The 10475-nt window shown below is 73.6% G+C and carries 11 protein-coding genes and 3 pseudogenes; 7 read left to right on the forward strand and 7 right to left on the reverse strand.

Going from position 1 to position 10475, the window contains the following annotated elements; all coding sequences use genetic code 11:
- The first annotated feature begins 110 nt into the window (after window positions 1-110).
- Both SSBG_RS13965 and SSBG_RS34665 read left to right on the forward strand, forming a co-directional pair.
- Window positions 111-998, forward strand: coding sequence for an alpha/beta hydrolase (locus SSBG_RS13965; protein WP_008746764.1), 888 nt, complete (start codon window positions 111-113; stop codon window positions 996-998).
- Between the two features lie 91 nt (window positions 999-1089).
- The gene (locus SSBG_RS34665; RefSeq protein WP_008746765.1) at window positions 1090-1266 is read left to right on the forward strand and encodes a hypothetical protein; all 177 of its coding nucleotides are present in this window, start codon (window positions 1090-1092) and stop codon (window positions 1264-1266) included.
- A 151-nt stretch (window positions 1267-1417) separates the two neighbouring features.
- Here the strand turns inward: SSBG_RS34665 and SSBG_RS13970 are convergent, their stop codons facing one another.
- From SSBG_RS13970 to SSBG_RS13980, 4 genes and pseudogenes are all read right to left on the reverse strand, one after another.
- A complete protein-coding gene (locus SSBG_RS13970; RefSeq protein ID WP_037869730.1) occupies window positions 1418-1684 on the reverse strand; it encodes a DUF397 domain-containing protein in 267 nt (88 codons plus the stop codon).
- Window positions 1685-1789: 105 nt separating this feature from the next.
- Window positions 1790-1984, reverse strand: coding sequence for a DUF397 domain-containing protein (locus tag SSBG_RS13975; protein WP_037869731.1), 195 nt, complete (start codon window positions 1982-1984; stop codon window positions 1790-1792).
- A gap of 85 nt (window positions 1985-2069) precedes the next feature.
- A complete protein-coding gene (locus tag SSBG_RS34670; protein WP_078491299.1) occupies window positions 2070-2270 on the reverse strand; it encodes a DUF397 domain-containing protein in 201 nt (66 codons plus the stop codon).
- Between the two features lie 85 nt (window positions 2271-2355).
- Window positions 2356-3114: pseudogene (locus tag SSBG_RS13980) on the reverse strand (helix-turn-helix domain-containing protein); the annotation flags it as partial.
- A gap of 158 nt (window positions 3115-3272) precedes the next feature.
- Between SSBG_RS13980 and SSBG_RS35790 the strand changes: the two are divergent.
- Both SSBG_RS35790 and SSBG_RS34680 read left to right on the forward strand, forming a co-directional pair.
- Window positions 3273-3914 (forward strand): hypothetical protein, encoded by a 642-nt coding sequence (locus SSBG_RS35790; protein ID WP_037871452.1) that lies wholly within the window; start codon window positions 3273-3275, stop codon window positions 3912-3914.
- On the forward strand, window positions 3911-4081 hold the full coding sequence (locus tag SSBG_RS34680) for a hypothetical protein (RefSeq protein ID WP_234010522.1): 171 nt from the start codon (window positions 3911-3913) through the stop codon (window positions 4079-4081). Before SSBG_RS35790 ends, SSBG_RS34680 begins: the two co-directional genes overlap by 4 nt.
- A 37-nt stretch (window positions 4082-4118) precedes the next feature.
- On the opposite strand, the pseudogene SSBG_RS13995 reads toward SSBG_RS34680, so the two are convergent.
- A pseudogene (locus SSBG_RS13995) lies at window positions 4119-5295 on the reverse strand (MerR family transcriptional regulator).
- Window positions 5296-5443: 148 nt separating this feature from the next.
- Between SSBG_RS13995 and SSBG_RS14000 the strand changes: the two are divergent.
- A complete protein-coding gene (locus SSBG_RS14000) occupies window positions 5444-6217 on the forward strand; it encodes a glycosyltransferase family 2 protein (protein ID WP_008746771.1) in 774 nt (257 codons plus the stop codon).
- A 713-nt stretch (window positions 6218-6930) separates the two neighbouring features.
- Complete coding sequence (locus SSBG_RS34685) at window positions 6931-7395, forward strand: hypothetical protein (RefSeq protein ID WP_234010523.1); 465 nt, start codon at window positions 6931-6933, stop codon at window positions 7393-7395.
- 35 nt (window positions 7396-7430) lie between these two features.
- On the opposite strand, the pseudogene SSBG_RS14015 reads toward SSBG_RS34685, so the two are convergent.
- A pseudogene (locus SSBG_RS14015) lies at window positions 7431-8576 on the reverse strand (FAD-dependent oxidoreductase).
- 193 nt (window positions 8577-8769) lie between these two features.
- On the opposite strand from SSBG_RS14015, the gene SSBG_RS14020 reads away from it, so the two are divergent.
- The gene (locus SSBG_RS14020; protein ID WP_008746773.1) at window positions 8770-9366 is read left to right on the forward strand and encodes a TetR/AcrR family transcriptional regulator; all 597 of its coding nucleotides are present in this window, start codon (window positions 8770-8772) and stop codon (window positions 9364-9366) included.
- A 57-nt stretch (window positions 9367-9423) separates the two neighbouring features.
- Here the strand turns inward: SSBG_RS14020 and SSBG_RS14025 are convergent, their stop codons facing one another.
- Window positions 9424-10434, reverse strand: a complete 1011-nt coding sequence (locus tag SSBG_RS14025; protein ID WP_008746774.1) for a zinc-binding alcohol dehydrogenase family protein — start codon at window positions 10432-10434, stop codon at window positions 9424-9426.
- Window positions 10435-10475: the final 41 nt, after the last annotated feature.

Raw genomic sequence — 10475 nt, forward strand, 5'->3', positions numbered from 1 at the left:
CCGCGCCGCCCCCGCGTCCACCGCCGGGAACCGTCCGGTCCGCGGGGCTTTCACTCCTGGTCACCGGAACCGGGATGCCGTGACCCCCTCCCCCCTGAAAAGCTGTCCCCATGAGCGCCACCACCCGCCCCGTCTCCCTCGCCCACGACACCTTCGGTGATCCCGCCGACCCGGCCGTTCTCCTCGTCGCCGGTTTCGGTTCGCAGATGATCTCCTGGCACGAGGACTTCTGCCGCGAACTGGCCGCCGAGGGCCGGTACGTGATCAGGTACGACAACCGGGACTGCGGTCTGTCCACCCGGTTCGACGCCTACCCGGTCGCGCTGGACGAGTTCGTCGCGGCGGTGAGCGCGGGCGACATCGAGACGGCGAAGGCGATGATCCCGTACCGGCTCTCCGACATGGCGGCGGACGGCATGGACCTGCTCACGCGCCTCGGCATCGAGCGGGCGCACGTGGTCGGCGCCTCGATGGGCGGCATGATCGCGCAGACGATGGCGATCCACCACCCCGGCCGCGTCCTGAGCCTCACCTCGATGATGTCCTCGACGGGCGAGCCCGGCTACGGCGACTCGACGCCCGAGGCGCAGGCGGCGCTCTTCGCGCCGAGGCCGTCCGACCGCGAGGGCTTCATCGCCTCGGCGGACCGCGAACTGGTGTGGGCCTCGCGCCGGTACGGGGACCTCGCGGCGCTGCGCGAGCTGGCGGCCCGCTCCTTCGACCGGGGCTACTTCCCCGCCGGTACGGCCCGGCAGCTCGGCGCGATGATCCTCAGCGGCGACCGCGCGGCGCAGCTGCGCGCGCTCACGGTCCGTACGCTCGTGATCCACGGCCTGGACGACACCCTGATCGACCCGAGCGGCGGCCGCCGCACGGCCCAGCTCGTCCCCGGCGCCCGTCTGCTGCTCGTCCCGGACATGGGCCACGACCGCCCGCGCGAACTCTGGCCGACCCTCATCACGGCCCTGACCCGCCACACGGCGCCGCGCGCGGCCTAGGAACGCGAGGAGGCGCGAGGAGAGCGCGAGGGGGACCGGCGGCGGCGCGGATCGCGCACAATCACCGGGTCGCCGTCCTCCCCTCCTCCTCGTGCTCCCGCTCCTGTTCCCCGCCCTGTGGTTCTGGTCCGGTCCCTTGCGCGCGGGCACGTGGCACGACCGCCCCGGCCGGTACGCGGGTACCGCCGCGCTGCTCCTGGCCGGCGCGGGCCTCGCCTACCTCGCCGGGGCCCTCGCGGGCGCCTCGCTCGACCCGGAGGAGGCCTGACACCGGGCGGGGCAGGAGTACGACGGCGCTACCGCAGGGCGCACTTCACCGCCTACGAGAGCTGGTTCCCGCTCCTCGCGCTGGCCCGCGCGGCCGGCCTCACCGCCCTTCGCACACCGCGCCGGGGCACCACCCGTACGGATGACCGTGTCTAGGGGCGCGAGGTTGACGTGCGGACCGCTCCCAGGAAGCCCGTGAAGACGGCGGGATGGAGATGCAGCACCGGCACGGCGGCCTCACCGGCCCGCTTGCTGTCCCGCACGAGGACGTGCGGAGCGGACGGGCCGGCCGTCCCGACCTCGACGCAGTTGCCGCCATCGTTCTCGCTGTAGCTCGACTTGCGCCATTCGAAGCCGACTTCGACGCAGTTCCCGCCGTTGTTGCCGCTGTAGCTGCTCCGCTTCCAGGACATCACCATGCCGGAACTCCCCTCGGGTACGCAGAAGGCCACTCGGGCGCGCACCTACCCCAGCCGTACCAGCATTCAAACAAGCCCAGTTCACGGCCGGTTCCGGCACGTCGTTCAGGCGGTACGGGCCGCCGCGAGGAAGGCCGCGAAGGCGGCGGGAGCGAGGTGCAGAACCGGCGTGTCCGCCTCGGCGGCCCGCTTGCTGTCCCGCACGAGGACGTGCGGAGCGGACGGACCGGCGGTCCCGACCTCGACGCAGTCCCCTCCGTCGTCGCCGCTGTAGCTGCTCCGCTTCCAGGACATCACCATGCCGGAACTCCCCTCGGGTACGCGGAAGGCCACCTCGGCGCGGATGTACCCGCGAGGAAGTGGCCCTCAAACAACGCCCGTGGGGTCAGCGGGACTTGACGACGCCCTCAAGAAAGGCCGAAAACGACGCCGCGCCGACGGTCACGACAGGACCGTCCACGACCTTGCTGTCACGAACGGGGACGAGGCCGGGGGAGCCGAGTGCGATTTCCACGCAGTCGCCGCCGTTGGTTCCGCTGTAGCTGCTCTTGATCCAGTTCGCGTCGGACGAGCCGAGGTGCCTCATGCCGTTCGTACCTTTCCATCGCGTCCCTGATCAGGGCCGTCGAGTGCGCCGCGGACAGAGAATCCGCCCGCAGCACATCATAGGTACGGGCGTGTTGCGCAACGAGTTTCGGCTCAACGATGAAATGCCCACGGTCCAGCGACTCCGAGTACACCGTGGTCGTGCCATCGGGCAGCGCTATCAGTGACATTGAAGCATCGGGCCTGTTGATGCGTGGGGAATCAGCGGGAACGACCTGGACGCGCACGTTCGGCAACTGGCCCATGTCGAGGAGGTACTTGCACTGCGCAGCCATGATTTCGCTGCTCTTGACCACGTTTCGGAGCACGCTCTCATCTAGAACGGCCACAAGAATGGGGCCGTTCGGCACCCGGAAGCGAGCCTGCCGACTCATACGAGCCTGCACACGCTCCCCCATCGGCTTGTCCTCCTCGAAACGTTCGAGCAACGCCTCGGCGTACTCAGGCGTCTGCATCAGTCCTGGCATCAACATCGCCTGATACAGATGAACGCTAGTGGCCTCCGCATCCATCCATGCCCGGCGCTCGAACCAGTCGGGATGCTCGACCTGCGGATACCAGTCCGTCTCCTTCCACAGCTCCACCAGCGCCCCGCCCGCGTTGAGGAACGCGTCCGCGTCCTCCGCGTGCTTCAAGTCCGGGACGCGGTCGCCCGACTCGAACTCGGAGACGAGCGACCGTTCCACGTTCAGCGCTCGTGCCAACTCGGCCTGTGTGACACCGGACTGCGTCCGGAAGTGGACCTCCATGCGGCCCCAGACCGCCGGTCCCGAGCGCCCCGAACCGGCTCCTTCGCCGTTCCTGAGCCGCTTCACCTTTGCCATGCGGGCCCTTTCTCGCTGCCCCGATGATCAGTGACGCCGCGCCGTGTCACGTGTCACCCATTGCGCTGCTACCTACCCCACGGAGACGCTGTACTCACCCTCAGTAGCGGAAGAAATTCTCTTATCAGGATGTACCACCGCACAAGGGATGCATGGTGATGACGGCAACATCGGAAACGCCCGCCCGGCCGGAGGCGACGGAGTGCGCCTCCTCGCTCCATCTCGCTCTGCTGGCACGGGGGTTCGACGTGCCCGTCAGTCTGGCGGAAGCGGAGGGGCGGCAGGTGGTGTTCTGCGGACCGCTGCGGCCGGAGGTGGCGGCGTACGTGGCGCTGCTGCTGGAGCCTCCCGCGCCGGTGACGACGTCCGGTGACCCGTGGGAGGAGGCGGAGCGGGCGGCGGGCCTGCTGCGGAGGGCGCTGTGGCTGGCGGGGGTGGAGACGGAGGTGACGCGGGCCGGGTCGCGGGTGGAGACGCCCGGGGTGCGGCTTGAGGCATTGGAGGCGCACGAGGCACTGAGGCTCGCGTCGGTGGTGCGCAGGGGCGCGCAGGCGCGGCAGCGGGACGTGGCGGCGCAAGGCGTGGGGGCGCCGGAGCGGGGGGCGCTGGTGGTGGACGTGGCGCGGGACCAAGTGGCCGAGTTCCAGGGGGTGATGGGCGGGAGGTGGTGGCTCCGGCCGGTGCGGGGCGGGTGCGAGTGGAGTGTGGCGCCGGGGGATGTGCGTCCGGCGAGCCCGGCGGAGCGGCTGCGCGGCGGCACGGCCCGCGCGAACGCGCGGAGCAGGGGGGAGAGGCTGTGAGGGGGAAGTTCGGAGGGGGCGAGGAACTGTGCGCGTGCTGCGCGGAGTTGGCGGAGGGGGCGCGGCGGGCGGAGGCGGTCTTCGACTACAGCGCGGCGACGGACTGCCGCGTGCTCCTGGCCCGGCACCGCGCGGCGGCGCACGGGACGCCGCTGCCGAGGGCGTGAGCGGGGCCGGAGGGGGAGGGCGCGGGTGCCGGTGGGCTCAGGAGGGCTCGGCGACGAGGAGGCGGAGGCCGAGTTCGGCGGACTCCAGGGCGGGGAGTTCGGGGTTGCGGGCGGCCCACCGGCCGGAGGCGAGGTCGTCGCGGAGGGCGGTCACGGCGCGTAGCTCCGCCGTGGGGCCGACCCGGGTCCACACCGAGACGGCGCGGCGCACGCGCGGGTCGAGATACGCCTCGGGGCGGCGCCAGTGGGCCTCGAAGAAGCCGTCGGCGCAGTCCCAGGGGATGAGGACGGGTTCGACGCGGGCGTCGAGGGCGCGGGCGTCGAGGGCGCGGGCGTCGAGGGCGCGGGCGTCGAGGGCGCGGGCGAGGGCTTCGACGGGGGGCCGCCCGGTGACGAGGCCGGCGGTCTCGGTGAGGTAGTCGCGGCTGAGCCAGAAGCGGTGGCGCCAGGCCGCGTCGGTGGCGTCGTGGGTGAAGACGACGACGCGGCGGGCGACGCGGCGCAGCTCGCGCAGCCCGGCGAGGGGGTCGTGCCAGTGGTGCACGGTGCTGAACGCCATGGCGGCGTCGAAACTGCCGTCGGCGAAGGGCAGTCGCTCGGCGCGGGCGGCGACGCACCGGGCGGCTCCGGCGGGCCGCAGGCCGCAGGCCGCGCATGACGGCGGAGGGCTCGACGGCGGTGACCTCGCGGTCGGGGGGCTCGTAGGACCCCGTACCGGCACCGACGTTGAGGACGGTGCGGGCGTCGCCGAGGGCGGCCCAGAGCTGGGCGGCGATACGCGGCTCGGTGCGGCGGGCGGCGGGGGCGTAGTGGGCGCCGATGTCCTCGTACAACCGGGCGCCGGTTGCGGCGGGTTGTTCGCCGGGGTGTGTTCCCCGGCCTCGGGCGTCCAGCTCCGCGTCGATGGCGCGGACCATGGCGGCCGCCCGGTCGCGTCGTTCGCCGAGCAGCCCGCGCAGCCGCCGCAGGCGCGCGACGGCCTCGGTCTCGGGGGCCTCGGCGAGTTCCCCGATCTCCCGGAGGCCGAAGCCGAGCCGCCGGAAGGCGAGCACGCGGCGCAGGCGCGCGATGTCGGCGGGGGCGTAGGCGCGGTAGCCCGCCGGTGTCCGCCCGGACGGCGTGACCAGCCCGATGGTGTCGTAGTACCGCAGGGCCCGGACCGTCGTGCCGGTCAGCTCGGCGACCCGTCCGACAGTGAGGAGTTGTTCGCTCATGACCCGAGCGTGGGGGGTGACGCGGGGGAAGGGTCAAGGGGCGGTGGGGCCGGTGCGGGCCGGGCGTACGGCGGGCGGCGGAGCCACGTAGCCTTGTTCGAAGACGACTACGTCCATGTCGATTCCGCTCTGAGTGAGGAACACGGCCGTGCCCCTGGTTTCTGTGATCATGCCGGTACACAACGCGGCGGCCACGCTCGGGCAGGCGGTGCGCTCCGTGCTGGGGCAGACGCACACCGACGTCGAGCTGCTGATCACCGACGACGCCTCCACGGACGGCTCGATGGAGCTGCTGCGCGAGCTGGCGGCGGGGGACGCGCGCGTCCTGGCGGAGGCGGCGCCCGAGCAGGGCGGTGCGGCCAAGGCCCGCAACCTGGCCATCGCGCGGGCGAAGGGCGACTACGTCGCGTTCCTGGACAGCGACGACATGTGGCTGCCGGCGAAGCTGGAGAAGCAGGTCGCCTTCGCGGCGACCGCCGGGACGCCGCTCACCTTCACCTCGTACTACAAGATGGAGGCGGAGTACGCGGGCGAGGCGGCCGACTTCGCGCCGAACGGGCGCGTGGTGTGGGCGCCGGAGCACGTGAACTACCGCGACATGCTCGTCCAGGACCACATCGGCGCCCTGACCGCGATGTACGACCGCAACGCGCTCGGCACCCGCCTGATGCCGGACATGCCGAAGCGGCAGGACTACGGCCTGTGGCTGTCGATCATGCGCGACGGCGCCGACGCCCGCGCGCTGCGCGAACCCCTCGCGGTCTACCGTGCCCACCAGGCCAACTCGCTCTCCTCCAACAAGCTGGCCCTGATCCCCTTCAACTGGGCCCTCTACCGCGAGCACGAACACCTCTCGGTCCCCAGGTCGGCCCGCGCCCTGGCCGGAGCCGCCTGGAACTCGGTCCGCAAGTCCCGTATCTAGGCCGTGTCCGGCGTGGCCGGGCCCGTACCGCGCGGGAGCCGTGGCCCTTGCCGACCGGCGCCTGTGCGGGCCTCGCCCTGCCACGGCCCGCGCCGACGCGCGCAATCCTGAATCGCTTCCATCACGGTGGTGGCCCGGGCCCGGGCCCGGTCGTCGGCGTCGCCCGCCCGCCGAATATCGACGGACTTCCTCCGGTTCGTCCCCGTCCGGCACCGGGAGCGAGGTGGGTGCGCGGGGCCCATCTTCCAAGAGACGCTCCCCGGACGCGGCTGTGGGTTGCACAGTGAGGGGGAGATCCGTGGAGCAAGGCCGTCCGCGGACGGCCGGCGCCCGCGGCGGCCGGACGGGTGGCGAGAGTTGAGGTGGGATGGACGAGCGTGCGGTTCAGCGGAGAGGTGCGAGCGGCGCGGCAGTCGCGCCGAGGGTGCGGCGGGGGTGGAGAGCTGTCGCCGGTGTCGCCCGTGCTGGTCGCGCTCGCGGGATGCGGCGGCGCCGGTTCCGGTGGCGGGAAGGCCGCGCCGGGCCCGGCGCCGACCTCGACGCTCCTGGAGGCCGGGGACCTCAAGCCGCTGCTGCTGGAGGCTTCGGAGCTGGGAGAGGGGACGCGGGCCCTGGAGACGCGGGAGGACTCCGGCGATTCCCCGGTCGTCGGGGGAGGGCCGCGGGACTGCGAGGAGTTGAAGCCGTACGGTGTCCGCGGTCCGATCGGGAAAGTGATGGGAACCGGGCGCACCGCGGAGGCGGCGTTCGGCCGCGACGGGGAGTTCCTGACCCAGCGGCTCTACAGCCGGATGTCCGCATCGATGTCGGGCCGCGTGAGCAAGCTGTTCGCCGTGCTGACCGCGTGTCCCTCGTACGCCGAAACCATCAGCCTCGGTGACAAGGGCAGCGTCGAGCGTGACGTGACGACGCGCAGGGTCGATGTCACGGGCGTGGCAGGCACGGTCTACGGCTACGAGCGCGTCACGACGGACCGCGGCGACGGATCGCGCGACCGCAGGATGACCGTCACGGTCACGCGAGGGTGGACCACGGTTCTGCTGGACGGCTCACCCGGCCTCGTCAAGCAGGCTCTGCGGCCCGCCCTGCGGAAGGCGACGGAGCGACGCGCCTGCCGCGTAACCCTGCCGCCAGGCACGCTCTGTGACCTCGGGGCCCGAACGGCTCGTCGCACTTGACCGCCGGGACACCGCGCGGGGCCGCCTCGCGGTGGTCAGTCGTGGTGCTGGTGGGCCCCGATGCCCTCCCCCGCCTCCAGGAGGCCCGTCGCCGCTCCCTCCAGGCGGGCGGCGATCTCCTCGGAGCGGGGGCGCATCGTGGACTCGTAGGCGGTGACCGCCTCCGCCGTGGTCGGGGCGTTCGCGAGCGCGAGGGCCAGTTCGGCCGCGTCCAGCATGGCCAGGTTGACGCCCACGCCCAGCGGCGGCATCAGGTGGGCCGCGTCGCCCAGGAGGGTCGCGGTGGGCTGGGTCGTCCAGCGGTGGGGGACGGGGAGGGCGTGGATCGGGCGGTCCACGAAGGGGCCGTCGTTGTCCGTGAGGACGCGGTGCAGGGCCGGGGGACCAGCCCGGCGTACTCCTCCCGGGAGCAGCGCGCGGATCGCCTCGGTGTCGCCGGGGGGTGAGGCCGCGCGCGGCGAGCCGGTCGGCCCGCACCCGGCGGATCAGGTGGGACGCGGATGTGGCCCGCCGCCGATGCGCTGCCGAAACATCGTGCGCTCGCCGTCCGCCGCGTGCGCGCCGCCCTGCCCGACGAGCGCGGCGAGTTCCGGGTGGCGGGTCTCGACGTCGTCGAACCACGCCTCCAGGAACGTCACCCCGCCGTACGCGGGCAGCGCGCCCGACAGCGCGCGGCGCACCCTCGACCAGGCGCCGTCCGCGCCGATCACGAGGTCCGCCGCGGCCGTCGTGCCGTCCGCGAAGCGCAGCGTGCGAGGCCCTTCGGCCGGGCCATCGACGGCCGCGAGCGCGTGCCCCCAGCGGACCGTGCCGGGGGCGAGCGAGTCGAGGAGCAGGTCGCGCAGGACGCCCCGGTCGATCTCCGGCTTGAACATCTCCTCGGGCCCGGGGACGTGCCGCCCGGTGAGCGCGCCGCTCGCGGCCTCGTAGGTGCGCATCTCCTGGCCCTCGGGGCGCGCCTTCGCGAAGAACGCGTCGAGCAGGCCGGCGGCCTCCAGCGCGACCTGCCCGTTGTCGGCGTGGAGGTCGAGCGTGCCGCCCTGGTCGCGCGCGGCGCGGCTCGCCTCGCGGTCGTACACCGTGACGGGGATGCCGTGCCGCTGGAGCACCCTGGCGCAGGTGAGGCCGCCGGGACCGGCGCCGATGACGGCGATGCGGGGGGCGGATACGGGTGTGGGCATGGGGGCCTCCTTGAGGCGAGAGGGGCGGGGTACGACGGGGCGGGGAGCGCGGCGTCCGCCACGGCGTGGCGTCCCGGTGCCTTCGTGCTCGACCCGGCCCGTGCCCTCACCGTAACCAGCAAAAGTGGTACGCGCAAACTTTTCATCGTGTACCACTAATGGTCCGGTACCACTCGACGGGTAGGCTGGGGGCATGAGCGCGAACCCCGCATCCCCCGGGCCCGGCCGCCGCGAGCGGAAGAAGGCCGCGACACGGCAGGCGATCGCCGATGCCGCGCTGCGCCTCTTCCTGGAGCGCGGGTACGAGCAGGTGAGCGTGCGCGAGGTCGCCGAGGAGGCGGACGTCTCGCCGACGACCGTCTTCAAGCACTTCCCCGGCGGCAAGGAGACGCTCGTCTTCGACCAGGAGGAGCACACGGACGCCGCCCTCGTCGCGGCCGTGCGGGAGCGGCGCGAGGGCGAGGGGGTGGTGGACGCGCTGCACCGCTACGTACGCGAGACCTGGCTCCCGCACGCGGCGCACCCGCGGCACGCCGAGTTCCACGAACTCATCGACACGACACCCGCGTTGCGCGCCTACTCGGAGCGGATGTGGGTCCGGCACACGGACACGCTGAGCGCCGCGCTCGCGGCGGAGTCCGGAGTACCGGCGGGCGATCTGGCCTGCGACGCGCTGGCCCGCTTCGTCCTGGAGGTCCCGGCGCTCGCCCGCGGCCGCGCGGACCGGGGAGGCGCGGTGGACGCCCTGTTCGGGATGCTGCGGGAGGGCTGGCGGGCTCCGGGGGCCTGACCCGCCCGGGCAGCGCGCGCCCCGGCCGCCGGGAGACCGCCGTCCTCGCGAACCCGCCTACGCGCTCCAGTCGTTGACCAGCACCGCCGCCCCGTCGAAGCGGCCGGCCTTGAGGTCGGCGAGGGCTTCGGGGGCGCGGGACATGGGGTACGGGTGGACGGTCGAGCGCACTTCGTACCGCTCGGCGAGGCGCAGGAACTCCCGCCCGTTGGCACGGGTGTTGGAGGTGACGCTGCGCAACTCCTTCTCGTAGAACAGCTCGTGCTCGTAGTCGAGGGGCGGGGTGTCGCTAAGGTGGATGCCGGCGACGGCGAGGACGCCGCCGCGGTCCAGGGCGCGCAGCGCGGTGGGGACGAGGTCGCCCACGGGGGCGAAGAGGATCGCGCCGTCGAGCGGTTCGGCGGGGGTGTCGTACGCGCCCCCGACCGACGCGGCCCCCAGGTCGCGCGCGAGCGCCTGTGCCGCCGCCCCGCGCGTGAGGACGTGCACGCGGGCGCCCCGGGCGCGGGCGAGCTGGCCGCACAGGTGGGCGCTGCCCCCGTACCCGTACAGGCCGAGGCGCCCGCCCTCGGGCAGGTCCGTGCGCAGCAGCGCGCGGTAGCCGATGATGCCGGCGCACAGGAGCGGGGCGAGCGCCGTGTCCCCGACGGCGGCGGGGAGGCGGTACGCGAAGGCGGCGGGCACGGTCGTGTACTCGGCGTAGCCGCCGTCGGCGTCCCAGCCGGTGTAGCCGGACGCCGGGCACAGGTTCTCCGCGCCCCGGCGGCAGTGGCGGCACGTCCCGTCCACCGAGCGGAGCCAGGCGACGCCGACGCGGTCGCCCTCGGCGAAGTCCGCCACCCCGGGGCCCGTCCCGGCCACCTCGCCCACGACCTCGTGGCCCGGGGTGACGTGCGCCTCGTGCGGCGGCAGGTCGCCCTCCGTGACGTGCAGGTCGGTGCGGCACACGCCGCAGGCGCGCACGTGCACGAGGAGTTCGCCCGGCGCCGGGACGGGCACGGGCTTCTCCACGAGCCGCAGGGGGCGCGACTCGGCGGGAGCGGGAGCGGTGAGGGACCAGGCGCGCATCGTGGGCACGGGACACCCCCCGGGGGCCGGGAACGGTCGTG

Source organism: Streptomyces sp. SPB074 (genome assembly GCF_000154905.1).
Classification (GTDB): domain Bacteria; phylum Actinomycetota; class Actinomycetes; order Streptomycetales; family Streptomycetaceae; genus Streptomyces.

Excerpts from the sequence above, each read along its gene's own strand:
- SSBG_RS34670 (WP_078491299.1), bottom strand. The coding sequence starts at position 2,270 with ATGAGGCACCTCGGCTCGTCCGACGCGAACTGGATCAAGAGCAGCTAC.
- SSBG_RS13975 (WP_037869731.1), bottom strand. The coding sequence starts at position 1,984 with ATGGTGATGTCCTGGAAGCGGAGCAGCTACAGCGGCGACGACGGAGGG.
- SSBG_RS14025 (WP_008746774.1), bottom strand. The coding sequence starts at position 10,434 with ATGCGCGCCTGGTCCCTCACCGCTCCCGCTCCCGCCGAGTCGCGCCCC.
- SSBG_RS13965 (WP_008746764.1), top strand. The coding sequence starts at position 111 with ATGAGCGCCACCACCCGCCCCGTCTCCCTCGCCCACGACACCTTCGGT.
- SSBG_RS35790 (WP_037871452.1), top strand. The coding sequence starts at position 3,273 with ATGACGGCAACATCGGAAACGCCCGCCCGGCCGGAGGCGACGGAGTGC.
- SSBG_RS13970 (WP_037869730.1), bottom strand. The coding sequence starts at position 1,684 with ATGGTGATGTCCTGGAAGCGGAGCAGCTACAGCGGCAACAACGGCGGG.
- SSBG_RS14020 (WP_008746773.1), top strand. The coding sequence starts at position 8,770 with ATGAGCGCGAACCCCGCATCCCCCGGGCCCGGCCGCCGCGAGCGGAAG.